At 70.0% G+C, this 25,511-nt stretch carries 24 protein-coding genes; 12 read left to right on the top strand and 12 right to left on the bottom strand.

Going from position 1 to position 25,511, the window contains the following annotated elements; translation table 11 throughout:
• Positions 1 to 2: 2 nt before the first annotated feature.
• Both FFS23_RS20565 and tpiA read right to left on the bottom strand, forming a co-directional pair.
• Entirely contained in the window at positions 3 to 743 is a 741-nt protein-coding gene (locus FFS23_RS20565; RefSeq protein ID WP_281177482.1) for an energy transducer TonB, read from the bottom strand.
• A 66-nt stretch (positions 744 to 809) separates the two neighbouring features.
• On the bottom strand, positions 810 to 1,556 hold the full coding sequence (gene tpiA / locus FFS23_RS00780) for a triose-phosphate isomerase (protein WP_038660224.1): 747 nt from the start codon (positions 1,554 to 1,556) through the stop codon (positions 810 to 812).
• A 109-nt stretch (positions 1,557 to 1,665) separates the two neighbouring features.
• Here tpiA and FFS23_RS00775 point away from each other — a divergent pair, with 109 nt between their 5' ends.
• Both FFS23_RS00775 and trpE read left to right on the top strand, forming a co-directional pair.
• Entirely contained in the window at positions 1,666 to 3,627 is a 1,962-nt protein-coding gene (locus FFS23_RS00775) for a peptidylprolyl isomerase (protein WP_137897002.1), read from the top strand.
• A 1-nt stretch (position 3,628) separates the two neighbouring features.
• Positions 3,629 to 5,131: an anthranilate synthase component I gene (gene trpE, locus FFS23_RS00770; RefSeq protein ID WP_137897001.1), complete on the top strand. Its 1,503-nt coding sequence runs from the start codon at positions 3,629 to 3,631 to the stop codon at positions 5,129 to 5,131.
• Positions 5,132 to 5,170: 39 nt separating this feature from the next.
• Here the strand turns inward: trpE and FFS23_RS00765 are convergent, their stop codons facing one another.
• Positions 5,171 to 5,593 carry a hypothetical protein gene (locus FFS23_RS00765; protein WP_038660231.1) on the bottom strand — a complete coding sequence of 141 codons (423 nt, stop codon included), beginning with the start codon at positions 5,591 to 5,593 and terminating at the stop codon, positions 5,171 to 5,173.
• A 151-nt stretch (positions 5,594 to 5,744) separates the two neighbouring features.
• On the opposite strand from FFS23_RS00765, the gene FFS23_RS00760 reads away from it, so the two are divergent.
• Genes FFS23_RS00760 through lexA form a run of 6 tightly spaced genes read left to right on the top strand, consistent with a single transcriptional unit; the run spans position 5,745 to position 10,486 of the window.
• Positions 5,745 to 6,329, top strand: a complete 585-nt coding sequence (locus FFS23_RS00760) for an anthranilate synthase component II (protein ID WP_137897000.1) — start codon at positions 5,745 to 5,747, stop codon at positions 6,327 to 6,329.
• Positions 6,326 to 7,321 carry an anthranilate phosphoribosyltransferase gene (trpD, locus tag FFS23_RS00755; protein WP_137896999.1) on the top strand — a complete coding sequence of 332 codons (996 nt, stop codon included), beginning with the start codon at positions 6,326 to 6,328 and terminating at the stop codon, positions 7,319 to 7,321. The genes FFS23_RS00760 and trpD overlap by 4 nt, the downstream gene beginning before the upstream one ends.
• Positions 7,318 to 8,094, top strand: coding sequence for an indole-3-glycerol phosphate synthase TrpC (gene trpC, locus FFS23_RS00750; RefSeq protein ID WP_137896998.1), 777 nt, complete (start codon positions 7,318 to 7,320; stop codon positions 8,092 to 8,094). Before trpD ends, trpC begins: the two co-directional genes overlap by 4 nt.
• Positions 8,091 to 8,558, top strand: a complete 468-nt coding sequence (gene moaC / locus FFS23_RS00745) for a cyclic pyranopterin monophosphate synthase MoaC (RefSeq protein ID WP_137896997.1) — start codon at positions 8,091 to 8,093, stop codon at positions 8,556 to 8,558. Before trpC ends, moaC begins: the two co-directional genes overlap by 4 nt.
• Positions 8,559 to 8,562: 4 nt before the next feature.
• Positions 8,563 to 9,744: a molybdopterin molybdotransferase MoeA gene (locus tag FFS23_RS00740; protein ID WP_137896996.1), complete on the top strand. Its 1,182-nt coding sequence runs from the start codon at positions 8,563 to 8,565 to the stop codon at positions 9,742 to 9,744.
• A gap of 58 nt (positions 9,745 to 9,802) precedes the next feature.
• Positions 9,803 to 10,486, top strand: coding sequence for a transcriptional repressor LexA (lexA, locus tag FFS23_RS00735; RefSeq protein ID WP_137896995.1), 684 nt, complete (start codon positions 9,803 to 9,805; stop codon positions 10,484 to 10,486).
• A 201-nt stretch (positions 10,487 to 10,687) separates the two neighbouring features.
• Here the strand turns inward: lexA and FFS23_RS00730 are convergent, their stop codons facing one another.
• Positions 10,688 to 12,796 (bottom strand): ComEC/Rec2 family competence protein, encoded by a 2,109-nt coding sequence (locus FFS23_RS00730; protein ID WP_171009302.1) that lies wholly within the window; start codon positions 12,794 to 12,796, stop codon positions 10,688 to 10,690.
• A gap of 92 nt (positions 12,797 to 12,888) precedes the next feature.
• Between FFS23_RS00730 and gltX the strand changes: the two genes are divergently transcribed.
• From gltX to FFS23_RS00715, 3 genes are read left to right on the top strand one after another with little or no spacing between them, the layout of a single operon-like run.
• Positions 12,889 to 14,295, top strand: coding sequence for a glutamate--tRNA ligase (gltX, locus tag FFS23_RS00725; protein ID WP_137896994.1), 1,407 nt, complete (start codon positions 12,889 to 12,891; stop codon positions 14,293 to 14,295).
• Between the two features lie 16 nt (positions 14,296 to 14,311).
• Complete coding sequence (locus FFS23_RS00720; RefSeq protein WP_137896993.1) at positions 14,312 to 15,595, top strand: citrate synthase; 1,284 nt, start codon at positions 14,312 to 14,314, stop codon at positions 15,593 to 15,595.
• Positions 15,595 to 15,798: a hypothetical protein gene (locus FFS23_RS00715; protein WP_137896992.1), complete on the top strand. Its 204-nt coding sequence runs from the start codon at positions 15,595 to 15,597 to the stop codon at positions 15,796 to 15,798. Before FFS23_RS00720 ends, FFS23_RS00715 begins: the two co-directional genes overlap by 1 nt.
• Positions 15,799 to 16,026: 228 nt before the next feature.
• On the opposite strand, the gene FFS23_RS00710 is transcribed toward FFS23_RS00715, so the two are convergent.
• The 4 genes from FFS23_RS00710 to FFS23_RS00695 form a co-directional block, all read right to left on the bottom strand.
• Positions 16,027 to 17,370 carry a sensor histidine kinase gene (locus tag FFS23_RS00710; protein WP_137896991.1) on the bottom strand — a complete coding sequence of 448 codons (1,344 nt, stop codon included), beginning with the start codon at positions 17,368 to 17,370 and terminating at the stop codon, positions 16,027 to 16,029.
• Positions 17,367 to 18,434, bottom strand: coding sequence for a DUF2336 domain-containing protein (locus FFS23_RS00705; RefSeq protein ID WP_245640844.1), 1,068 nt, complete (start codon positions 18,432 to 18,434; stop codon positions 17,367 to 17,369). Before FFS23_RS00705 ends, FFS23_RS00710 begins: the two co-directional genes overlap by 4 nt.
• A gap of 67 nt (positions 18,435 to 18,501) precedes the next feature.
• Positions 18,502 to 19,659: a nucleotidyltransferase family protein gene (locus FFS23_RS00700; RefSeq protein WP_249340461.1), complete on the bottom strand. Its 1,158-nt coding sequence runs from the start codon at positions 19,657 to 19,659 to the stop codon at positions 18,502 to 18,504.
• 89 nt (positions 19,660 to 19,748) lie between these two features.
• Entirely contained in the window at positions 19,749 to 20,039 is a 291-nt protein-coding gene (locus tag FFS23_RS00695) for a hypothetical protein (RefSeq protein WP_038660267.1), read from the bottom strand.
• Between the two features lie 99 nt (positions 20,040 to 20,138).
• Here FFS23_RS00695 and FFS23_RS00690 point away from each other — a divergent pair, with 99 nt between their 5' ends.
• Positions 20,139 to 22,439, top strand: coding sequence for a coiled-coil domain-containing protein (locus tag FFS23_RS00690; protein WP_137896989.1), 2,301 nt, complete (start codon positions 20,139 to 20,141; stop codon positions 22,437 to 22,439).
• A gap of 16 nt (positions 22,440 to 22,455) precedes the next feature.
• Here FFS23_RS00690 and FFS23_RS19950 read toward each other — a convergent pair whose 3' ends face one another.
• From FFS23_RS19950 to FFS23_RS00675, 4 genes are all read right to left on the bottom strand, one after another.
• A complete protein-coding gene (locus FFS23_RS19950; protein ID WP_169742522.1) occupies positions 22,456 to 22,611 on the bottom strand; it encodes a hypothetical protein in 156 nt (51 codons plus the stop codon).
• A 112-nt stretch (positions 22,612 to 22,723) separates the two neighbouring features.
• Entirely contained in the window at positions 22,724 to 23,008 is a 285-nt protein-coding gene (locus FFS23_RS00685) for a DUF1467 family protein (protein ID WP_137896988.1), read from the bottom strand.
• 6 nt (positions 23,009 to 23,014) lie between these two features.
• The gene (locus FFS23_RS00680) at positions 23,015 to 24,670 is read right to left on the bottom strand and encodes a ribonuclease J (protein WP_038660279.1); all 1,656 of its coding nucleotides are present in this window, start codon (positions 24,668 to 24,670) and stop codon (positions 23,015 to 23,017) included.
• Between the two features lie 56 nt (positions 24,671 to 24,726).
• Positions 24,727 to 25,509, bottom strand: coding sequence for a type III pantothenate kinase (locus FFS23_RS00675; protein WP_137896987.1), 783 nt, complete (start codon positions 25,507 to 25,509; stop codon positions 24,727 to 24,729).
• Between the last annotated feature and the right edge of the window lie 2 nt (positions 25,510 to 25,511).

The raw sequence follows: 25,511 nt of genomic DNA, 5'->3' as shown, positions 1-25,511 counted from the left end.
GGTCAGCGATCGATCGTCGGCGGATCGATGTCCCATTGCTGGTCGCGCAGCACCGTTGATCGCACCGGCCGCCCGGCCGCATCGCGCCACGGATCGTAGCGGAAGCGCTTCTCGATCGCCGCACAGGTCACCTGATCCATCAGCGCACTGCCGCTCGATCGCGCGATCGTGCAGCCGGTGACGCGGCCGTTGGTCTCGACGCGATAGCGGACGCCGACGACGCCGCGAAAGCCGGTGTCGAGGATCGCGTCGGGGATGTCCGATCCCTTGATCCGGCCGCTGACCAGCCGCGGCACCTTTTCCCAGCCGCTGCCGTCGCCATCGCCGTCCCCGCCCGCGCCATTGCCGTCGCCGATCCCGCCGGCGCCGGTGCCCGGCCCCGCCCGGTCGGATGCGCCGGAGGTCGCCTGCGCGCCGATATTGGGCAGCGGCGCGACGACGATCGGCGGCGGCGGCGCGATCTGGACGATCGGCACCGGCGCGGTGACCTCGGTCGCCTTGGAGCGGAGATTGGGCGGCGCCGCCCGGCCGCTCGGCCGGTTGATCCGCTTGGGCGGCGGTATGACGCGCTCCGGCGGCGGCGGCTCGGGCGCGACGGTGAAGGTGGCCAGCGCGCTCTGCATCGGCGTGACGCCGCCCCGGAAGGCAAGCCCGAGCCACAAGGCATAGCCGAGCGCCGCGACGATGACGGCGGTCAGAGCGGCGGCGCCGAGCCGTTCGCGTAGGGGAGCAGGCGCGATCACGATGGCAAGATGATGCCGCATCCCGCCTTTCGCAACGCTGACCGGGGTCCGGTGGTCGCGCGCGCGCTACACCCCGGCCGCCGCCTCGATGATCGGCACGAACTTCGCGGCGGTCAGGCTCGCCCCGCCGACCAGCGCACCGTCGACATTGTCGCAGGCGAGGATCGTCGCGGCATTCTCGCCGGTCACCGACCCACCGTACAGGATGCGCACGCCGTCGGCGGCATCGCCGATCAGCGTGCGCAGCTTGGCGCGGGCGATCGCGTGGATCGCGCAGATCTGCTCCAGCGTCGGCGTGCGGCCCGTGCCGATCGCCCAACGCGGTTCGTAGGCGAGCGTGAACCAGCTGCCGTCGGCATTGTCGGGCACCGACTTCTCGATCTGCGCCTGCACCACGCGTTCGGCGCGGTCGGCGTCGCGCTCCGCCTCGGTCTCGCCGCAGCAGGAGATGACGTGCAGCCCCTGCCGCCGCGCCGCCGCCGCCTTCGCCCAGGCGTCGTGGCTGGTCTCGCCCTGGTCCATCCGTCGCTCGCTGTGGCCGACGATGGTGAAGCGCGCGCCCGCCTCGGCGACCATCGCCGCCGAGACGCAACCGGTATGCGCGCCGCTGTCCGCCTCGTGCACGTCCTCGGCGCCGATCAGCAGCCCCGGTGCCCGTTCCGCCGCGGGCGCGATCAGCGTGAACGGCACCGCGACCATCACGTCGACACCCGGCGCGCCGGCCGCCGCCGCCGCGATGCCGTCGAGTTCGGCGAGCGCGGCACGCGATCCGTTCATCTTCCAATTGCCCGCCACCAGCTTGCGCCGCGTCATCCGACCTCCTGTTTTACATGTTCAACAAACTGTGCCCGCCCGCGCGCTTGATGGCAAGCCGCTGCGCCCCTAAAGACGCTGCACTTCAAGAGGGACGATCGGCCTTTTCATGCTCAGCTTTTTCCGCCGGATCATCAATTCCAAGGCCGGCATCGTCGTCACCTTCATCGTCCTCGGCGTGATCGCGCTCGCCTTTGCGGCGGGCGACATCACCGGCTTGGCGGGGAATGGCACCAGCCTGTCGGGCAACAGCGTCGCCACCGTCGGCGGTCAGAAGGTCACCGCCACCGAGCTGCGCGGCCGCGTCCAGACCGAGCTGCAGGCGGCATCGCAGGAAGCCGCCCGCCAGCAGCAGCCGGCGCCGACGATGCAGCAACTGCTCGACCAGGGCGGATTGCAGGCGACGCTCGACCGGACGATCAATGGCCTCGCGCTCGAAGCGTTCGGACGCGGCCAGCATATGATCGTCAGCAAGCGCTCGGTCGACGGCGTGATCGCCAGCATCCCCGGCCTCCGCGGCCCCAACGGCCAGTTCGATCCCGCCAATTACCAGCGCCTGCTCGCCGACCAGAAGCTCACCGACGCGCAGGTCCGCACCGACATCGCCCGCGACATCATCGCGCAGCAGCTCATGCTGCCGACGCAGGGCGCGACGCAGGTGCCGATGAAAGTCGCGCTGCCCTACGCCTCGCTGATGCTCGAAAAGCGCTCGGGGCAGGTCGCCTTCGTCCCGGCCAAGGCGGTCGACACCGGCCCGGCGCCGACCGACGCCGAGCAGCAGGCCTTCTATCGCCGCAACATCCAGCGCTACACCGTGCCCGAGCGGCGCGTCGTCCGCTATGCGGTGGTGACGCCGGAGCAGGTCAAGGCGCGCGCGGTGCCGACCGACGCCGAGATCGCCGCCGCCTACAACCAGCAGCGCAGCCGCTTCGCCGCCGCCGAGAAGCGCGACATCAGCCAAGTGGTCGTCGCCGATCAGGCGGGGGCCAATGCGCTCGCCGCCAAGGTGAAGGCCGGCACGCCGATCGCCGATGCCGCACGCGCCGCCGGGCTGGAGCCCGCGGTGCAGACCGGTCTCACCAAGCCGGCCTATGCCGCCACGAGCAGCGCGGGTATCGCCGACGCCGCCTTCGCCGCGCCCAGCGGCGGGGTGATCGGCCCGGTGCGTGGTCCGCTCGGCTGGGTCGTTGCCCGCGTCGAGAAGATCGAACAGGTGCCGGGCAAGACGCTCGAACAGGCGAAGCCGGAACTCGTCGCCGAATTGTCGACGCGCAAGCTGCAACAGGCCCTCGCCGACGTGCACGATTCGCTCGACACCGCGCTCGGCAAGAACGCCACCTTCGACGAGGCCGTCGCCGACCAGAAGCTCAGCGCGCAGACCACGCCGCCGTTGCTCGCCAACGGCACCAACCCCGACGCCCCGGCGGCACGGCCCGACCCGGCGGTGGCGCCGATCGTCGCCGCCGCCTTCCAGATGGCGGAGGGTGATCCGGCGCAGTTGGTGCCGGTCGGCCAGGACGGCGGCTTTGCGGTCGTTGCGATCGGTCGCGTCGTCCGTGCCGCGCCGCGGCCGCTCGATCAGGTGAAGACGCAGGTGATCGCCGACGTCACCGCCGATCGCGCACGCACCGCCGCGCGCAAGCTCGCCACGGATATCCTCGCCAAGGTCAACAAGGGCACGCCTTTGGCGCAGGCGATGGCCGCCTCGGGCCGCGCGCTGCCGCCGGTGCAGACCGCCGGCGCCAGCCGTGCGCAGCTCGCCGCGGCACAGGGCAACGTCCAGCCGCCGCTCGCGCTGCTCTTCTCGATGGCGAAGGGCAATGCCAAGCTGCTGGAGGCGCCGAACAACGCCGGCTGGCTGATCGTCAAGCTCGATACGATCGTTACCGGCAATGCCGCCGGCACGCCCGCCGCCGTCGCTGGCGCACGTGGCAGCATCGCCCGCGTCGTCGGCCGCGAATATGCCGAGCAATTCGCGCGCGCGGTCCGCAATGCGGTCGGCGTCAAGACCGATGCCGCGGCGCTGGCGCGCGTCCGTGCCGATCTCGCCGGCAACACCGGCGGCAATTGAGATGACGGCGACGACCGCCGCCGTCGAGACGCTCGCCGCCGGTCGCCCGGCGTTCGTCTGGCGGCGGCAGGTCGCCGACACCGAAACGCCGGTCGCCGCCGCGCTCAAGCTGATCGAGCCCGGCCGCGGCGACTATCTGCTCGAGTCGGTCGAAGGCGGCGCGACGCGCGGGCGGCACAGCCTGATCGGCCTCGCCCCCGACCTCGTCTTCCGCGCGCACGGCGATACCGCCGAGATCAACCGACATTGGGCCACCGACCGCGACGCTTTCGTACCGACCGGCATCCCGACGCTCGAGGCGCTGCGCAAGCTGGTCGCCGAGTGCCGGGGCGACGTGCCCGCCGAACTGCCCAAGGCGCTCGCCTGCCTCGTCGGCTATTTCGGTTATGAGACGATCCGGCTGGTCGAACGGCTCGACGCGCCCGCCGCCGATCCGCTCGGCCTGCCCGACATGCTGTTCGTCCGTCCGACGGTGATCTGCGTGTTCGACCGGCTCGCCGACGCGCTCTATCTCGTCGCGCCGGTGTGGCCCGATGCGGCACGCGACCCGGCGAAGCTCGTCGCAGATGCGGAGGAACGGCTCGACGGCGTCGCCGCCCGCCTCGCCAATACGCCGCTGCCCGCACCGGTACAGGCGGTTCCGGACGATCTCGCTTATACCCCGGCGATCCCGCCTGCCGATTACGCCCGCATGGTGAAGCGCGCGCAGGCCTATATCGCTGCCGGCGACATCTTCCAGGTGGTGCTGGCGCAGCGCTTCTCGGCGCCGTTCGCGCTGCCGCCGTTCGAGCTGTACCGCAGCCTCCGCCGGATCAATCCGTCGCCTTTCCTCTACCATCTCGACCTGCCCGGCTTCGCGCTGATCGGGTCGAGCCCGGAAATCCTCGTCCGCGTCCGCGACGGCGAGGTCACCATCCGCCCGATCGCCGGCACCCGTCCCCGCGGCAAGACCGCCGCCGAGGATGAGAGCAACCGCGACAGCCTGCTCGCTGATCCCAAGGAACGCGCCGAGCATCTCATGCTGCTCGATCTCGGTCGCAACGATGTCGGCCGGTCCTCCGCGCCCGGTTCGGTGCGGGTGACGGCGAGTTATGGCATCGAGCTGTACAGCCATGTCATGCACATCGTCTCGAACGTCGTCGGGGTCCTGTCGCCCACCGCCGATGCGATTGACGCGCTCCTCGCCGGATTTCCGGCCGGCACGGTCAGCGGCGCCCCCAAGGTGCGTGCCTGCCAGATCATCGCCGAGCTCGAACCCGAACGCCGCGGCGCCTATGCCGGTGGTGTCGGCTATTTCTCGCCCGACGGCTCGATGGACAGCTGCATCGTATTGCGCACCGCGGTGGTGAAGGACGGCACCATCCACGCGCAGGCCGGCGCCGGCATCGTCGCCGATAGCGATCCCGCGTCGGAACAGCGCGAATGCGAGGCCAAGGCCGGCGCCATCCTCGCCGCCGCGCGCGATGCGGTCAGCCGCGCCGCCGAAGGCGGCTTCGGCCAGTAACCGCCGCCGCGTCGAGACGCGGCGGCAGAGGATTAGCGATCAGGGGACCGAAGCATCGGCATCCTGCTTGGCGCGGCGTTCCGCCGCCCATTGGCGGTTGGTCGCCAGCGCACAGCCGCTCTGACCGCCGGTGCCGACCGGCGAACAGGTGTCGGGAAGGCCGCCGGCAGCCCGGCCGACCTGATCCATCGTCGCGGCGCGATTGCCCCATGCCTGGTTCTTGGCCGGGATCGGACCGCTGTCGCGGAACTGCTTGGGGATGCGATAGGGCTGTTCGAGCGTCGAGCAGATGACGATCTCGGTATCGCTGCTTTGCGGGCATTTCTGGCCGACGCCGAGCGTGACCGCGCGGACGCGCTGCGGCGGCGTGCCCGACCCTGCCGTATCCGCCACCGGCGCGCTCTGCGCACCGGCAACCGCGGGCAGCGCGATCAAAGCGGCAATCATCAACGGGCGGAACATGGCATGCGTCTCCTTTGCGACCTCAACGTGCAGGCGACGCAGTTTCTCCCGGCGCGCGACACGGAGCGGTTATAAGCGCCCGCAGATTGCTACAGGATTGCCGGGACGCAACAGGCGTTGCACCGGCGCGGGCATCGTTTATGGCGGCGCGATGATCTTGGTCGTCGACAATTACGACAGCTTCACCTGGAACCTCGTCCACTATCTCATGGAGCTGGGCAGCGAGGTCGAGGTGGTGCGCAACGATGCCATTTCGGCGGGCCAGGCGCTGTCGTCGGGCGCCGAGGCGTTCCTGATCTCCCCCGGTCCGTGCACGCCGACCGAAGCGGGGGTCAGCCTCGATCTCGTCGCCGCCGCTGCCGATGCCGGCCGGCCGTTGCTCGGCGTCTGCCTCGGCCATCAGGCGATCGGCCAGCATTTCGGCGGTCGTGTCGAGCGCGGCGGGCTGATGCACGGCAAGACCTCGCCCGTCGCCCACGACGGCACCGGCCTGTTCGAGGACCTGCCCTCCCCGTTCACCGCGACGCGCTACCACAGCCTGATCGTCAACGACGTCCCCGCGCCGCTGATCGTCAACGCACGCGCCGACGACGGCAACGTCATGGGCTTCCGCCACGCGACGCTGCCGATCCACGGCGTCCAGTTCCACCCGGAAAGCATCGCCACCGAACACGGCCATGCGATGCTCGCCAATTTCCTGCGTATCGCCGGCATCGCGGTCAAGGCGCCGGCGTGACGATCCTGACGCTGCTGCCCGATCCGGCGACGCCGCTGTCGCGCGAGAGCGCGGCGCAGGCCTTCGCCGACATCCTCGACGCGCGCGTGTCGGAAGAGGCGATCGCGGCCTTCCTCATCGCTTTGTCCGACCGCGGCGAGACCAGCATCGAAATCGCCGAGGCGGCGCGCGCGCTTCGCGCCCGCCTCATCCCGATCGCCGCCCCCGCCGGCGCGATCGACGTCTGCGGCACCGGTGGCGATGGCCATCACACGCTCAACGTCTCGACCGCGGTGGCGCTGGTCGTCGCCGCCTGCGGCGTGCCCGTCGCCAAGCACGGCAACCGCGCCGCCTCGTCCAAGGCGGGCGCCGCCGACACGCTCGAGGCGATCGGCCTCGACATGGAGGTCGCCGGCGCCACCGCCGAGGGCAGTCTCGCCGATCTCGGCATCGCCTTCCTGTTCGCCGCCAACCATCATCCCGCAATGGCGCGGATCACCCCGATCCGCCGCCGCATCGGCAAGCGCACCATCTTCAACCTGATGGGGCCGCTCGCCAATCCGGCGCATGTCACGCATCAGCTGATCGGCATCGCCCGCCCCGATTACGCCGGCCTCTATGCCGAGGCGCTCGACCAGCTCGGCACCGCCCGCGCCGCGGTGATCTCGGGCGAGGAGGGGCTCGACGAACTCTCCACCGCCGGCCCGAGCATCGCGGTCAACGTCGGCAGTGCGACGCTGCCGCGCACGATCGTGCCAGAGGATGCCGGCCTGCCGCGCCACCCGCTCGCCGCGATCCGCGGCGGCGACCCTGCCTATAACGCCGCCGCACTGCGCCGCCTGCTCGCCGGCGAGGCGGGCGCCTATCGCGACGCGGTGCTGCTCAACGCCGCCGCCGCGCTGGTCGTCGCCGGCCACAGTCCCCATCTCACCGCCGGCGCGCACGCCGCCGCGGCCGCGCTCGACGACGGCCGCGCGGGCGCGCTGCTCGACCGCTGGATCGCCTACCGATGACCATTCTCTCCCGCATCATCGAAACCAAACGCGCCGAGGTCGCCGCACGCAAGGCGACGACCAGCCTCGCCGATCTCGACGCACGCATCGCCGCGGTGACCAAACCGCGCGGCTTCCGCGCCGCGCTCGACGCCAGGCCGGGCCATGCGCTGATCGCCGAGATCAAGAAGGCGAGCCCGTCGAAGGGCCTGATCCGCACCGATTTCGATCCCCCCGCCCACGCCCGCGCCTATCAGGCGGGCGGCGCCGCCTGCCTGTCGGTGCTCACCGACGAGCAATGGTTCCAGGGCTCCGACGACTATCTCGTCGCCGCGCGCGCCGCCTGCGACCTGCCGGTGATCCGCAAGGACTTCATGGTCGATCCGTGGCAGGCGACCGAAAGCCGCTCGATCGGCGCCGACGCGATCCTCATCATCGTCGCCGCGCTCGACGACAACCAGATGGCGGAGATCGAGGCATCGGCGCGCGACTGCGGCATGGACGTGCTGGTCGAGGTGCACGACGCGCACGAACTCGACCGCGCGCTCAAGCTCAAGTCGCGACTGATCGGCGTCAACAACCGCGACCTGCGCGATTTCACCGTCGATTTCGCCCGCACCTACGAACTCGTCGACAAGGCGCCCGAGGGCTGCACCTTCGTCGCGGAGAGCGGGCTCGAAACGCGCGCCGATCTCGACGCGATGGCCGCACATGGCGTGCACTGCTTCCTGATCGGCGAGGCGCTGATGCGCGCCGACGACGTCGAGGCCGCGACCCGCGCGATGATCGGATGAGCGGCCTCACCCATCTCGACGCCGATGGCGCCGCGCATATGGTCGATGTCGGCGACAAGGCGGTGACCAGCCGCCGCGCCGTCGCCACCGGCCATATCGCGGTCGCCGCGGATGCGCTCGCCGCGATCCGCGACGGTGCGGCGAAGAAGGGCGACGTGCTCGCCGTCGCCCGCGTCGCCGGCATCATGGCGGCGAAGAAGACCGCCGAGCTCATCCCGCTCTGCCATCCTCTCCCCCTCACCCGCGTCACGCTCGATCTGGTGCTCGACGACACCGGCATCACCGCCACCGCGCTCGCCGCGACCGACGGCAAGACCGGCGTCGAGATGGAGGCGCTCACCGCCGTCTCGGTCGCGCTGCTGACCGTCTACGACATGGCGAAGGCGATGGACCGCGGCATGACGATCACCGGCATCCGCCTGCTCGAAAAGGCCGGCGGCAAGTCCGGCGACTGGCGCGCCTGACGCCATGGCGCTCTTGCCGATCGCCGAGGCGCAAGCCCGCCTGTTCACCTCGGCGGCCCCGGTCGCCGTCGAAGAGGTGCCGCTCGCTCAGGCGCACGGACGCTGGGCCGCCGCCGACGTCGGCGCCCACCGGACGCAGCCGGCGACCGATCTGTCGGCGATGGACGGCTATGCCATCCGCTTCGCCGACCTCCCCGGTCCCTGGACGTTGATCGGCGAAAGCGCCGCCGGCCGCCCCTTCGCCGGCGCGGTCGGCCCGGGCGAAACGGTTCGGATCTTCACCGGCGCGGCGATGCCCGCGGGCGCCGACACGGTGATGATCCAGGAGGAAGTCGCCGCCGACGGCACGGCAATCCGACTGACCGGCGAAGGTCCGCCGACGCACGGCCGCAACACCCGCCGCCGCGGCCTCGATTTCACCACCGGTGACCGGCTGATCGCGCAGGGCGAGCGGCTGACCGCCGCGCGGATCGCGGTCGCGGCGACCGGCGGGGTGGCGACGATCGCCGTCCACCGCCGCGTGCGGGTCGCGATCTGCGCGACCGGCGACGAACTGGTCGAGCCCGGCAGCGGCGCCTCGCCCGACGTGCTGCCCGAATCGAACCGCGCGATGCTGGCGGCGCTGCTCGCCGACCTGCCGATCGAGTTGATCGATCTCGGCATCCTCCCCGACGATCTCGCCACGTTGCGGGACGCCTTCGCCGGTGTCGAAGCCGATTTGCTCGTCACCACCGGCGGCGCTTCGGTCGGCGACCACGATCTCGTCCGCCCGGCGCTCGAGGCGGCCGGCGGCAGCATCGACTTCTGGCGGATCGCGCTGCGCCCCGGCAAGCCGATGATGGCGGGCCGGCTCGGCGACACGATCCTGCTCGGCCTGCCCGGTAATCCGGTGTCCGCGTTCGTCACCGCGTTGCTGTTCGTCAAACCGCTGGTCGCGCACCTCGCCGGCGCCGCCGACCCGCTACCGCGCACGACGATGACCATCCTCGGCGAGGACCTGCCCGCGAACGGGCCGCGCACCGACTATCTGCGCGCCGAGCTGCGCGACGGTCGCGCCTTTGCCTCGACCATCCAGGACAGTTCGATGCTCCTCACGCTCGCCCGCTCGCACTGCCTGATCGTGCGGCCGGTGGACGCGCCTGCCGCCAGTGCGGGCGACTCGGCAGAAATCCTCGTCATCGCTTGACGGGCGCCATCCTGTTCCCTAGAAGTTCCGCGTCTGTTCCGACGGGGAAGGTCCGCTCATGCTCACGCGCAAGCAACACGAGCTCGTTTGCTTCATCAACGACCGGCTGGAAGAAACCGGCATCTCGCCCTCGTTCGAGGAGATGAAAGAAGCGCTTGACCTGAAATCCAAATCGGGCGTCCACCGCCTGATCAGCGCGCTCGAGGAACGGCATTTCATCCGCCGCCTGCCAAACCGCGCCCGCGCGCTCGAAGTGCTGCGCATGCCGGAACGGTCGGAACGCAAGCCCGCGCCGGCAGCTCCGGCCGCGCCCCCTGCCAAGACCGGCAACGTCCGCCCCGCGGCGACGCCGGCTAACGACGTCATCGAGATCCCGCTGCACGGCCGCATCGCCGCCGGCGTGCCGATCGAGGCGTTCGAGGGAAGCTCGATGCTCGCGGTGCCGGCCGCTTTGCTCGGTTCGGGCGAACATTATGCGTTGGAAGTATCGGGTGATTCGATGGTCGAGGCGGGTATCCTCGACGGCGATTATGCGCTGATCCGCCGGACCGAAGTCGCCCGCGACGGCGAGATCGTCGTCGCGCTGATCGACGACAGCGAGGCTACGCTCAAATACTTCCGTCGCGAGGGCGCGATGGTCCGGCTCGATCCGGCCAACCGCGCCTATGAACCGCAACGCTACGTGCCCTCGCACGTCCGCGTGCAAGGCAAATTGTCGGGCATCCTGCGCCGCTACGATTGAGCCGCCGGCGGGATCGCATATGGGCCTCCATGTAGGCCGAACGCTTTCCACCCTCTCTCGGTCACCCCGGACTTGTTCGAGACCTCTGCGAACGTCATCCCAGTGCTCCTGCGAAAGCAGGAGCCCAGGAGCCCGGAACGCCATACGCCGTTGTTCTGCTTGGCTCTGGACTCCTGCGTCCGCAGGAGCACTGGCGGACTTTCACGGGGCACCCCATCGACGCTTTCTATGGTGCTCGCCCGTCACCGCCGGCATGACCCGCACGGCAGCGAACCACGGATGCGCATCCCCGTCGCGTCGCACCGTCCGCACCTCGCCACCCGCGAAGGTCACCGCGACCCCGCCGGTCCGCCGCAGCATCGGTGCGTCCAGCCGGAGCCAGCGCGGCCGGCACGCCCGCGGCAGATGGCGTTCGCTCACCACCACATCCGCTCGCGCGCAGGCCGTCGCGAGCTCGTCGCGGTTTACCGGATACAGGCTCCGCGTCGCCAGCACCCGCCAGCGCCGCCCGCCCGCATCCACATCGACCGCACAGGCATCGCGCGTGCAGCGCGCCGCCGCCTGCTCCCCCAATAGCATCCCCGCGTCGGCGCCGCCATTTTCGGCGAGCATGTCCCGCGTATAGTCCCCAGCCCGATCACGCAGCAGCGCCAGCCCGCCGCCGACACGCACCGCCATATGCCGCCCGTCGCCCGTCACCAGCAGGTCGGGCGCGGGCGTCAGCCACGTCCAGCCCGCCCCGATAACGAGCGGTACCACGCCGAGCCGCCGCCATCGCGTCCGCCACAGGGCCAACCACAATCCCCCGGCCACGAGAAGCGCGAATGCCGCCGCCGGCATCGACGGCAGCGCAAGCGACGATCCCGGCGCCGCGGCGACGGCATGGGCGAGGATCAGCAACACGCGCAGGGCAAGGTCGGTCGCCCACCAGACCGGCCCGCCGCAGCCCGCGGCGTCGAGCAATAAAGCCAGCGCCTCCAGCGGCATCACCACGAAGGTGGTGAGCGGGATCGCAACGATGTTCGCCGCCGCGCCGTAGAGCCCCGCTTTGTGGAAATGATAGACCGCGATCGGCATCAGCGCCGCCTCGACGACCAGCCCGGTGAGCAGCAGCGACACCAGCGACCGCAGTACGCGAGCCATTCGCCCCTCCTCGCGCGGCGCGAACCACGATTCGATACGCGGATGCTCGTGCAGCGCGACGATCGCCGCGATCGCCGCGAAGGACAGTTGGAAGCTCGCGCCGGTCATCGCCTCCGGCCAGACGAGCAGCACCGTCATCGCGCCCGCGGCGACCAGCCGCAACGTCACCGCCTCGCGCCCGAGCACCAGTGCCCCCAGCACCAGCAGCGATGCGACGCAGGATCGGATCGTCGGCACCTGACTGCCAGTGAGCCAGGTATAGCCGATCGCCGCCAGCGCTCCTGCCGCCGCCGCGACCAGCGGCAACCGGACGCGGATCGCCAGCCACGGCCACAAGGCGAGCAGCCGCATGACCAGCAGCATCGTCGCACCGACGGCTGCGGTGATGTGCAACCCGCTGACCGACAAGAGATGCGCGAGGCCGGCACGGCGCATCGCTTCCGAATCGTCCGGGGTGATCGCACCCTCGTCACCGGTGGCAAGCGCGGCCGCGATCCCGCCGCGGCTGCCGTCCAGCCGGGCGGTGATATGATCGGTCAGCCGCGTCCGCAGGCCACCCCCCGCCGGGGCGGGCCGGATCACCGTCACCGGCGCGAAACCACGCCCGGTCGCGCCGATACCCGCGAACCACGCCACCCGTGCGAAATCATAGGCGCCGGGCACCGCGGCGTCGGGCGGCGGCATCAGTCGCGCCCGCAGCCGGACGACCGCACCCGCCCCCAGGTCCGCCGGTACGTCCGCCGCGGCGAGATTGACCCGCAGCCGCGTCGGCAGGCCCTGGCCGGCGTCGGCGCGGATCGTCAGCCGCATCAGTCCGCGCGCGATCAACGGCTCGGCCCGCTCGACGCTGCCGCGTACCACCGCGACGACCGGGCGTGCGAGCACCGGTTCGGCGACCCGCTCCGCCCGCCACCAGATCAGCGCCAACCCGGCGGCGACGGCCACGGCACCGAGCGCGACGACCCGCGCAGCCCGGTCGCCGCGTGCCAACCCGATGGCGGCGAATGCCACGGCGGCGCACAGCAGCAGCGTCGTCGTCCACGTCCGCGGATCGGGCAGCACGAACCACGCCGCGATCCCGCCACCGAATGCCACCGGCAGCCACAGCACCAACTGATCGCGTTCCGCCTCCAGCCATTCTTCGATACCGACGCGCAACCGTTCCATGGCGCGGGGCATTTGAAGGCGCAGAAGCCGCGTGCTAGGGCCCGCGGCGGCCGCTCCGGCCGTCACGTCTCGAACCTTGGGAGCAAGCGCGGTTGAGCGCCACGAACGATAATCCTGCGACGATCGTCACGCGCTTCGCGCCGTCGCCGACCGGCTATCTGCATCTCGGCGGTGCGCGCACCGCGCTGTTCAACTGGCTCTACGCGCGCCATCATGGCGGCACGTTCCTGCTGCGCATCGAGGACACCGATCGCGCCCGCTCCACCCAGCCGGCGATCGACGCGATCCTCGGTGGGCTCAAATGGCTCGGCCTCGACTGGGACGGCGACGCCGTCTTCCAGTTCGCCCGCGCCGACCGTCATGCCGAAGTCGCGCATCAGATGGTCGCCAGCGGCCATGCCTATCGCTGCTACATGACCGCCGAGGAGATCACCGCGCAGCGCGAAGCGGCGCAGGCGGCGAAGCAGCCGCTGCGCATCCGCTCGCCATGGCGCGACGCCGATCCGGCGACGGCACCTGCGGGCCAGCCCTTCGTCGTCCGCCTCAAGGCGCCGCGCGACGGCGCGACGACGATCGAGGATCGCGTCCAGGGGTCGGTGACCGTCCAGAATGCCGAACTCGACGATCTGATCCTCCTGCGCTCGGATGGGACGCCGACGTACATGCTCGCGGTGGTGGTCGACGACCATGACATGGGCGTGACGCACGTCATTCGCGGCGACGACCATCTCAACAACGCCTTCCGCCAGCTGCCGATCTACAAGGCGAACGGCTGGCCCGAGCCGATCTACGCGCACATTCCGCTGATCCACGGCACCGACGGCGCCAAACTGTCGAAGCGTCACGGCGCGGTCGGCATCGAAGCCTATCGCGACGAATTGGGCATATTGCCGGAAGCCTTCGACAATTACCTCCTGCGCCTCGGCTGGGGCCATGGCGACGACGAGATCATCAGCCGCGAGCAGGCGACCGAATGGTTCGACCTCGCCGGCGTCGGCAAGAGCCCGTCGCGCTTCGACCTCAAGAAGCTCGAGAATCTCAACGGTCATTATATCCGCGCCGCCGACGATGCCCGCCTCGCCGCGCTGATCGCGCCGATCGGCGGCTATGCCGACACGGAGCTGCTGACCCGCGCGATGCCGGTGCTCAAGGCGCGCGCCGCCAACCTCAACGAACTGAGCGAGGGCGCGCGCTTCCTGTTCGCCAACCGCCCGCTCGACCTCGATCAGGCAGCTTCGGACCTGCTCGGCGGCACCGCACCCCGGCTTCTCGCTGCGCTGCACGCCGCGCTTGACGCGGTGCAGCAGTGGGATCAGGAGGCTCTCGAAGCAGCGGTACGGCAGGTCGCCGAGGCCCAGGGCGTCAAGCTCGGGCAGGTCGCCCAGCCGCTCCGCGCCGCTCTCACCGGGCGCAAGACATCGCCCGGAATCTTCGACGTGCTCGCGCTTCTCGGCAAAGAGGAAAGCCTCGGCCGGATCGCGGACCGAATGGCAGTCTGATAGGAAGGACAACGACATGACCGACGCCGCCAAAGTATCCGTGGACGGTAAGGATTTCGACTACCCGGTCATGTCCGGCACGGTCGGGCCGGATGTCGTCGACATCCGGAAGTTCTATGCGCAGACCGGCGACTTCACCTACGATCCGGGCTTCACCTCGACGGCGTCGTGCCAATCGAAGCTGACCTATATCGACGGGGACGAAGGCGTTCTGCTGCACCGCGGCTATCCGATCGGCGAGCTGGCGGAAAATTCCAGCTTCATGGAGGTCGCCTATCTGCTGCTCAACGGCGAGCTGCCCGAGAAGGGCGAGCTGGCGCAGTTCGAGCATACGATTTCGCGGCACACGATGGTGCACGAGCAGCTCGCGACCTTCTTCCGCGGCTTCCGTCGCGACGCCCATCCGATGGCGATCCTCTGCGGCGTCGTCGGCGCGCTGTCGGCCTTCTACCACGATTCGACCGACATCCACGATCCGGTGCAGCGTACGATCGCCAGCCACCGCCTGATCGCCAAGATGCCGACGATCGCCGCGATGGCGTACAAGTACAGCGTCGGCCAGCCCTTCCTGTATCCGGACAATTCGCTCAGCTACACCGGCAACTTCCTGCGCATGACCTTCGGCGTCCCGGCCGAGCCTTATGAGGTCAATCCGGCGGTCGAGAAGGCGATGGATCGCATCTTCATCCTCCACGCCGACCACGAGCAGAATGCCTCGACCTCGACCGTGCGCCTCGCCGGCTCGTCGGGTGCCAATCCGTTCGCGTGCATGGCGGCGGGCATCGCCTGTCTGTGGGGCCCGGCGCATGGCGGCGCCAACGAGGCGGCGCTCAACATGCTGCGCGAGATCGGCACGCCCGAGCGCATCCCCGAGTTCATCGCCCGCGCCAAGGACAAGAACGATCCGTTCCGCCTGATGGGCTTCGGCCATCGCGTGTACAAGAATTACGATCCGCGCGCGACGGTGATGCAGAAGACCGTGCGCGAGGTGTTCGACGCACTCAAAGTCAACGATCCGCTGTTCGACACCGCGCTGCGGCTCGAGGAACTGGCGCTCAGCGATGATTATTTCATCGAGAAGAAGCTGTTCCCGAACGTCGACTTCTACTCGGGCGTGATCCTGTCGGCGATCGGCTTCCCGACCTCGATGTTCACCGTGCTCTTCGCGCTCGCCCGCACCGTCGGCTGGGTCGCGCAGTGGAACGAGATGATCACCGATCCCGACCAGAAGATCGGCCGTCCGCGCCAGCTCTACACCGGCCCGACGCAGCGTAGCTACGTTCCGGTGGACCAGCGCTGATGCGCCGCGCCCGGCCGGTCCTGCTCTCCATCGGCGTGCTGATGGCGCTGATGGGGATGCTGTGGATCGGTCAGGGCCTGGGCTACGTCCACTGGCCCGAATCGAGCTTCATGCTCGACCAGCGGCCGTGGGCCGACCGCGGCGTCGCGCTGGCGGTCGCAGGGCTGCTGCTGATCCTGGTGGCGCGACGGATGCGGCGGTAGAAGCGTCGATCGCCTAATTCCTCCCCCGCCAGGCGGAGGGGGACCGGTCGGCGCCAGCTGAATGGTGGAGGGGGAAGAAAAGCGGGAGCTTTATAAGCGGGTTCCCACCCTTTCCTCCCCCTCCGTCACGGCTTCGCCGTGCCACCTCCCCCTAGCGGGGGAGGAGTATCCCGTATAACTCCGCCGGTTCCAAACGCTGCCGATCCCCGACAGCCCGTGGCGATGCCCCTAAATCGGCAGCGACAATGTGAACCGCGCACCGTCTCCCGGCACGCTCTCCACGCCAAGATCGCCCCCCATCGCCCGCGCCAGCCGGCGCGCGATATAGAGGCCGAGGCCGTTGCCGCCCGCCTCGCTCGGATCGACCCGCTCGAACTTCTCGAAGATGCGCGCCTGGTCCTCCGGCGCGATGCCCTTGCCCTGATCCGCGACGACCGCTTCGGCCATGTCGCCGCTGCGGCTGACGGTGACGCTCACCACGCCACCCTCGGCCGAATAGCGCAGCGCATTGCCGATCAGATTGACCATGATCTGCAAGGCCCGGCGGAAATCCCCGGAGGCCGGCACGCGCAGGTCCGGCAAGGGGCGCGCGATCGCCACGCCGGCATTGGCGGCGCGAACCGACAGCAGGCCGGCCGCGCGCCGGGCGACGTCGACAAGATCGATCGCCTCGGTTTCCAGTGAGAAATCGGCGCGCTCGACCGCCTGCAGATCGACGAGGTCGTCGACCAGTCCGAGCAGATGGCGACCGGCATTGGCGATATCCGATGCATAATCGACATAGTCGCGTTGCACTGGCCCCTCCGCCTCGGCGTGGATCGTGTCGGCGTGCGCGATGATCCGCGCGAGCGGCGAGCGCAACGCGCGATCGAGCCCCTCGGTGAAGTGGGTCGAGATCGTCGCCTCGACCGGCGCAGGCGCGGTTTCCGCGACGCGCGCCACGCCGGCCAGCCCGGCGAAATCGCCCGCGGCATCTTCCTTGACCGTCGCGGTCAGCAGCATGCGCGTATCGCCGCTGCGTAGCCGCGCGCGCTGCTCGTCGAACGGGCGCCGCCGCGCCACCGCCTCGAGGATCGGCAAGGCGCCACTCTCGGTCGCATCGAGCGTGAACAGCGAAGTCAGCGGCTGGCCGAGCAGCCCGAGCGCATCGAGCCCCAGCCGCCGCGCCGGATCGATCGAGACGAAGGTCAGTCGCAGGCCGGCGTCGGTCTCCCACGACATCGCGCCATCCTCGATCACCGTCGCCAGCGGTCGTTCCGCGACAGGCTGCGGGCGCAAGCCGCGCCAGCCGCTCACCGCCATCCGCACCCCCTCGCCGTCCGGCTGCACCCGCACCCAGAGTTCGAGGTCCGCGTCCTGATCGGCGACCGTCACCGACCGCGACACCAGGATGCCGAGTCGCCGCGCGAGCCGCACCACCGTCGCCAGCTGCGGGATCGCCAGCGTCGCCCCGATCGCCCCGCCGGCCTGATCGTTGAGCGCCATCAGCGCCGGGTCGGCGGCGATCAACCGCCCCTCGCCGTCGAGCGAGGCATGGCTCAGCGGCATGTCGGGAATGCTGTCGACCCTCATCGCACCGCCTCGCGAGTGAGCGCCGCGATCGCCATGCGCAGATCGTGGTGCAGCGTCAACGGCGCCAGCGCCGACCGCGCCGCCTCCGCCGACACCGTGACGATCGCGTCGAGATCGTCGGCGAACGCCTCGATGTCGCGGCGCGGGTCAGCATCCGCCAAGGCGAGGGCGATCCGTGCGATCGCGCTCCGGTCGAGCCCGGCCGCCCGCAAGGCCAGCCACAGCCGGTCGCCTTCGGGTTCGAGGACGATCGTCCGCGCGCCCTCGAAGTCGAGATCGACCGCCCGGCCGAGCACCGCGATGAACAGCAACAGCCGCCGGTCGCCCAGCGTTTCGATCAGCAGTTCGCCGACCTCGTGCGGGCGCGCGTCGATCGCCGCCGCCAGCCGCACCGCGGCAGCTTCGGGGCGCTGCCCCTCGTCGTGTGCGGCGAGATTGCGTTGTGCCGCCTCAACGATTGCGCGGTCGACGCCGCCGTCCTCGCCGCCCGCAGCGACCTGCGCCTCGCGGATCGCGGCCGCGACCCACCAGACCAGTTGATGATGGCGTTCGGCGGGCAGGATGCCGGTCACCACCCCGCCCTGCTCGGCAGCGGCGCGGCGCCGGGTCTCCGCCGACAGCAACGCGCGCGCGGCTGCGGCGACGACGCCGTCGTCGACCTCGGCGAGCCGGACCAGCAGGCTCGCCTGTTCCGGGGTCGCGGCGCTGGGCGCGAGGCGCGCGGCGATAAGATCGCAGGACACCTGGGCGAGCAGCTCGTCGATCAGCAGCCGGTCGCGCAGCAGCCCGGCGCGGGACAGTCGCCGCACCACGTCGTCCTGCGCCGTCAGCAAATGCTCGGCGCGTGTTTCGGCACCGCGTCCGGACAGGATGCGCGCCGCATGACGACGGATCTCCGTCTCGATCCCCTGCACGACGCCGCTCAGCACCCGGCCCAGCGTCAGCCGCGTCCGCTCGTCGAGCCGCGCCTCTTCGGCGAGGAAGAAGTCCGCGATCGCTCCCGTCAGGCGCGCGTCCGCCCGCGCGGCGAGCCGGCGCGCTGCATTGATACGGGTGTCCAGCACATCCCGCTCCGTCTGTTCCGGTCCGACCGCCATGGCCTGACGCTACCTCTCTATCATTAAGACAGCGCTAAGGGTGCCGCCGCAATCGTTCGATTGCAGCGGCAAGCGTGGCGGCGGCGTAGACGGCGGCGAGACCGAGCCCGACGGCGGGCGCCGAGACGATCGCACCGCACCAGACGAGCAACAGATAGGCGGGCGCACTGCCCCACCAGCTCCGCCGCGGTCGATGCCCGAGCGCGCGTTCGCCGAGCACCGCGAGAAGGACGAGACCGATCGCAAGGACCTCCGGCGCGCCGTCCGCCTGTGCCTGCGCAGCCTGTCGACCGTAGAACAACGCCGCCAGCGCCGGCAGGCCACCGGCAAGCCGCTGCAACCAGCGCTCCGCCGCCGGCTCGTCGCGCAGGTCCGCCAGCGTCGCGGCCAGCGACAGGCCGAGCGTGCCGAGCACCGTCAGCAACAGCCCCGATCCGGGATAGGCGATGGCGATCAACGTCAGCCCGAGCACGCCGACGACTCCCGCGCCCGCCGCCACCGCGGTCGCCGGCACCGCGCGCGGGACGAGCAACGGGATCACCGCGCGCGCGAGCGGCGCCGTGACGAATCGCTCGAACCAGCCGCTGCGGCCGGAGATCATCGCCGCCAGCACCGTCCGCCCCCGCGCCTCCAGCGCCGCCGCGGCATGGCCGACGCCGTGGCCGCCGCGGATCGCCTCCTGCGGCAGCAGCACGTGCACCGCATGCGCCTGCGAGGCGAGGCGCACCAGCGTCGACTGGACGTCATAGTCGCGCGGCATCGCGGCCAGTTCCGCGAGCCGGCGCGGATCGAGCCGCGCCACCCCCGCCCAGACCATGCCGCTGCCCACCCGCTCATAGCCGAGCGCCGCCTGATCCTCGGGCATCACCAGCAGCGCGTCGCCGCCGTCCCGCGCCAGCGCCACCAGCGTCTCCGCGGTCGTCGTCAGGCCGTCGGCGAGCATCAGCACGCGGGCCAGCGGGTGGAGCTTCTCCGCCGCCTCGGCCGCGGTGCGGACCGTATCGACCGCGACACCGCGCTTGCCGATCCGGCTGATCGCCCCGAGCAATTCCGGCGTCAGCCGCGCGACGAGGATCACGATCTGCGACGCGCCCGATGCGATCAGCAGGCGTGCCTGATATTCGATGAGCGTCACGCCGCCGAACGGCAGCGTCGCGGTCAGCATCGCGGGCCGATCATCCGCGTCGTGCATGGCGAAGAGAAGGCCGGCGAGCATCCGGCCGCTGTTAGGCGGTGATGCCGCCCCTGCCTAGAGCCACGCGCGCTTTGTCGCGCGTCGCATCAGAGCCGGTCGATCGACCGTCGCAGCTTGGCGAGCAGTGCCGCATCGTGGGGCAGTTCGGCCGCCTGCGTCGCGAGCGCCATCAGACGGACCGCGCCGAAGCTCGCCGCCAGCCCCTTCAACCGCGCCGCCGCACCGCGCCATTCGTCATCGTCCTGCGCCGCCTCCAGCGCCACCAGGCCGCGCTGCGCGCTCTCGACGAACGCCAGCCGCAACTCGGCGATCAGCGCCGGTTCGTCCCCCACTGCCGCGGCCAGCGCCGCATCGATCGCACCTGGATCATAAGCCATCGCCGGTATGTAGCGCCGCGCTGCTTAACCAAGTGTTGCGGTTTTGCTTTATGAGGGTCGCGAAGACGGATAGGTTCGCCATCGAAGAACGGGGGTTCCATGATCATCGACATGCGGGCAGACAGCGCCACCAGCGACGCTTACGCCTCTGGTGAGCACGATCGGATCGGCGGCTATATGGCGGAAAACGAAGGCGAATGGCAGGCCGAGCCGCTTCCCTGGACGGACGCGGCCGAGCCGGAGTCACCCCGGTCCGCATGGCTGCCGCCGGTGCTCGCGCTGCTCGTCTCGCTGCTCTGGCTGGGCGGCATGCTGTGGCTGGCGCGCGATCAGCTGCCGTTCCTGCTGCCCGTCGACCTCGCGCAGTTCATCGCCGCGCTCGCGGTCGTGCCGGTGCTGATCGGCATCGTCTACCTTCTTGCGATGCGGACCAGCCGGCGCGAGGCGCGGCGGTTTGGCGCCACCGCCGCGGCGATGCGCGCCGAGGCCGCGAGCCTCGAACGCACCGTCGCGATGCTTTCGCACGCGCTCGACGGCAACCGCCGCCAGCTCGCCGAACAGGTCGCGACGCTCAAAACCATGGGCGACACCGCCAGCGAACGCCTCACGTCGGTCAGCCGGGGCATGGCCCAGCAAATCGACCAGGCAGAGGCCCACGCCTACGCCCTCTCCCAAGCCGCCACCGATGCGCAGCAGAGCCTCGGCGTGCTGCTTGCCTCCTTGCCGCGCGCGCAGGCCGATGTCCTCGATATCCAGCATCTGCTCGACGATACCGGGCTTGCCGCGAGCGAGCATGCCGCGGCGCTGTCGGCGCAGCTCGCGGCGCTTGCCGAACGTGGCCGCGAGGCGGAGAACGTCACCGGTAGCGCGGCGCAGAAGCTCGCAGCGCATATCGCCCGCATGGAGGCGACCAGCGAAACCGCGAGCGCACGGCTCGAAGCCGTTACCGGCAGCATGTCGGACGCGGTCGATGGCCTGCTCGACCGTACTGCCGATGCCGTAGACGAGGCGCGCAAGGGCATCGCCGTGCAGGGCGAGGCGATGCTGGCGATGCTGCGCGTCAATCAGGCGGCGCTCGACAGCGCCGCGCGCGACAGCGTCGATGCGCTTACCGAGCGGGTCGCGGGGCTGGAGGAGGTGATCGATCGCGTCACCTTGCGCCTGCACGACCAGCGGATGGCAAGCGAGGAACTGCTCGCCGGACTCGACGGCGGCATCGGGGAGGTCGAGACCCGCCTCGACCAGCTTCACGTGCACGGCGTCGATCGATCGCAGATGCTCGCCGCGTCGATCAGCGCGCTCGGCGGCTCCGCCGACGCAATGACCGAGGCGTTGCGCGCCGGCGACGTCATGGCATCGCGGACGATCTCCACCACCGAATCCTTGCTGATCGCGCTCGATGCCGCGGCGCGCGAGATCGACGAGACGCTGCCCGAGGCGCTCGGCCGACTCGATGCCAAGGTCCTCGCCAGCAAGCAGGTCGTCGTCGCCGCCAAGCCCGAGCTGCTGGCTTTGGTCGCCGCCGCGGAAAGCACGCACGAGGCGATCGAGGCGATCGCCGGCGTCATCTCCGAACAGAGCGGCACGCTGGATCAGCTCTCGGGCACCCTGCTGCAGACGTTGAGCGAGGGGCGTGCCAAGGCGGATGCGCTCGGCATGATGGTCGACGAAACGATCGAACGGACCCACCGCTTCGCCGAGGACGCCGCGCCGCGGCTGGTCGACGCCTTGCTCCGCGTCCGCGAGACCGCGACGGTCGCTGCCGACAAGGCGCGGGAAACGCTTTCCGCGGTCATCCCCGATGCCGCCGCGCAATGGGAGCAGGCGGGCGCCGAGGCGATGCGCCGCGCCACCGGCGACACCGTCGAGCGTCAGGTCCGCGCCATCGCCGATGCGACCGGCGAAGCGGTCGAGGCGGCGACCCGCGCGACCGAGCGGCTGTCCGCACAGGTCCGCCAGATCCTCGAACAGACCGCGCTGGTCGAAACGAAGATCGATCAGGCACGCAACGAGCGCGACGAAGCCGAACACGATACGTTCGCCCGTCGCGCATCGCTGCTGATCGAATCGCTTCACTCGGCGTCGATCGACATCACCAAGGCGTTCGCACCCGAAATCTCGGACAGCGCCTGGGCGGCCTATCTGAAGGGGGACCGCGGCGTCTTCACCCGCCGTGCGGTCCGCGTGCTCGACCCCGCCGACGCCCGCGACATCGCCCGGCTGTACGACGACGACGAGACGTTCCGCGAGGCGGTCAATCGCTACATCCACGACTTCGAGAGCATGTTGCGCAACATCCTCGCCCAGCGCGACGGCTCGCCGCTGAGCGTGACCTTGCTGTCGTCCGACATGGGCAAATTGTACGTCGCCTTGGCGCAGGCGATCGAGCGGCTGCGCTGAGCCACAGGCACGGCGATCAGTTGATCGTCGTATGTTCCGGAGAGGATCGATCGTCGGTGAGATCGTCGATCGCCATCGCGATGCGCGCGGCGATATGGTGCCGCCCCTCCTCGTCCATCAGCACGAGCGCGCGGGTCAGCAGATCGAGCGTCTGAAGGCTGGTCGGGGTCACGCGCGCGGCCTTCCACGATCGGGCGGCCCCGGCGGCCACCCCGTCCCGCACCATAACAGATTCAGGACGCGGAATGCTGGCGGCGAGGTGACATCGGCGTCATCTCGCATGCTCACACCGCGTTATACACCGCCTCGCGATTGAAGAGGTCGAGCATCTGCGGCGTGACCCAGCCGAAGCGGTAATTGGCGAAGAACAGGACGAACAGCAGGGTCGCGACGATCGTCACGCGGATCGCGAGCCGGCCGAGGCGGAAGTCGTGCGGGGCGCTTTCGGCCTGCCCGGCGACATAGTCGCCCCCCACCTCGCGCGTCGTGCGGACGCCCCAAGGCAGGACCAGGAAGACCGAAAACGCCCAGAACAGGACGTAGATCGCCAGTATCGACGTCCAGCGCACGGGAGATCAGGCCTCGACGATCAGCACGTCGACGATCGGCTTCTTGCCGGTCCAGCGCGTCGCGACGCGACGCACCGCGAGGCGGATGTCCTCGCGACGGCGGTCGAGCTCGCGCTTCTGGCCCTTCATCGCCTCGGCAGCGGCTTCGGCGGCATCCTCGACGAACGCGGCGCGATCCTCCTCGACCGGCACGCCCTGGACGCGAATCTGCGGCCGGCCGAGCGCGCGCCCGTCGCGACCGATCGCCACCGCGACCGAGATCTGGCCGTTGATCGCCAGACGGCGCCGCTCGTTGATCGTCGAGCCGTCCGCCGGCAGGATCACGTCGCCGTCGAGCACCAGCCGGCCGACACCGGCATTGCCGATCTTCTCGACCTTGCCCGGCAGCAGGCGCAGGATGTCGCCGTCGCTCTGCACGATCGACTGCGGCACGCCCTCGCTCAGTGCGAAACGGGCATGCTCCATCATGTGGCGCATCTCGCCGTGGACGGGGATCAGCACCTCGGGGCGGATCCACTTGTACATCTGCGCGAGTTCCGGGCGGCCCGGGTGACCGGAGACATGGACGTGCGCCTGACGCTCGGTGATCATCACCACGCCCTTGCCCGCCAGCGTGTTCTGTATCTTGCCGATCGCCACCTCGTTGCCGGGGATCTGCTTCGACGAGAAGATCACCGTGTCGCCGAGGTCGAGCTTGATCGTGTGCGAGCCGTCGGCGACGCGGGCCAGCGCGGCGCGCGGTTCACCCTGGCCGCCGGTGGCGACGATCAGCACTTTGTTCTTGGGCAGGCGCATCGCCGTCTCGGGATCGACCGTCTCCGGAAAGTCGCCGAGATAGCCGGTGGCACGCGCGACCTTCAGGATCCGGTCGAGCGAGCGGCCGGTGACGCACAATTTACGCCCGGTCTCCTTGGCCACCTGACCCAGCGTGTGCAGCCGCGCAGCGTTCGAGGCGAAGGTGGTGACGAGCACCCGCCCCTTGGCCTTGGCGACCTGTTCGGCGAGCCCGACCCGCACCGACGCTTCCGACCCCGACGCGTCCTTGTTGAAGACGTTGGTCGAGTCGCAGACGAGCACGTCGACACCGGCATCGCCGATCCGACTGAGCTGTTCGGGACTGGTCGGCTTGCCGATCACCGGGGTGGGATCGAGCTTCCAGTCGCCGGTGTGGAACACCCGGCCGGCCTTGGTTTCGATGACCAGCGCATTGGGCTCGGGGATCGAGTGCGACAGCTCTATGAAGCTGACGCCGAACGGCCCGATCTGCACGCCGGCGATGCCGCCGTCCTTGCCCGGCTGGATGACGCGCAGCTTGACGCGATTGGCGTTGCCCTCTTCCTCCAGCTTGCCGCGGATCAGCCCGGCGGTGAACGGCGTCGCGTAGAGCGGCACGCCGAGGTCCTCGGCGAGATACGGCAGCGCGCCGATATGATCCTCATGGCCGTGGGTCAGCACGATGCCGACGAGATCGTTGATGCGATCCTCGATGAACGACAGATCGGGCAGGACGATGTCGATGCCGGGATAGGCCGCATCGGCGAAGGTCACGCCGCAATCGACCATCAGCCATTTGCCGGCATGGCCGTAGAGATTGACGTTCATGCCGATCTCGCCGGAGCCGCCGAGAGCACAGAAGAGAAGTTCGTTGGTCTTGGGAGTCATTTAGGTCTTTCAAAGAATGTGGCGCCCGGCGGGCCGATGGATGGCGCGAGCGCGTCTCAGCCGATATGGGCGTTTTGGTACATGATCGCCAGCCCCTGTATCGTCAGGTCCGGCTCGATGACGTCGAACACGTCGGTATGCTGTTCGAACAACGTGGCGAGGCCGCCGGTGGCGATGACCTTGACCGGGCGGCCGATCTCCGCCTTCATCCGTCCGACCAGCCCTTCGATCATTGCGATATAGCCCCAATAGATGCCGATGGTCATCTGATCGACCGTGTTGCGGCCGATCACGCTGCCGTTGTTCTTGGGCGCCTCGATCGCGATCCGCGGCAGCTTGGCGGCGGCGCTGACCAGGGCGTCGAGCGACAGGTTGATGCCGGGCGCGATGATCCCGCCCTTGTACGCGCCCGAATAATCGCTCGCGTCGAAAGTGGTCGCGGTGCCGAAGTCGATGACGATCAGGTCGCCGTCATGCAGCGCATGCGCGGCGATGGTGTTGACCGCGCGGTCGGCGCCGAGGCTCTGCGGCTCGTCGACGTCGAGCACGATGCCCCATTCCACCGGCGCGCGGCCGGCGATCAGCGCCTCGCTGTGGAAGTATTTCTGGGCCAATACCTGAAGATTGTGCAGCGCGCGGGGCACGACGGTGGCGATGACGACCGCGTCGACCTGGCTGCGGTCATAGCCTTCGAGCGCGAGCAGCTGGCTGAGCCAGACGGCATATTCGTCGGCGGTGCGCCGCGGATCGGTGGCGATGCGCCAGCGTGCCTTGATCGTCCGCCCCTCGACCAGCGCGAAGACGACATTGGTATTGCCGGCATCCACCGCGAGCAGCATCG

The organism is Sphingomonas sp. 2SG, from assembly GCF_005503285.1.
Taxonomy (GTDB): domain Bacteria; phylum Pseudomonadota; class Alphaproteobacteria; order Sphingomonadales; family Sphingomonadaceae; genus Sphingomonas; species Sphingomonas taxi.
This window is presented reverse-complemented; position numbering and strand designations above follow the sequence as displayed.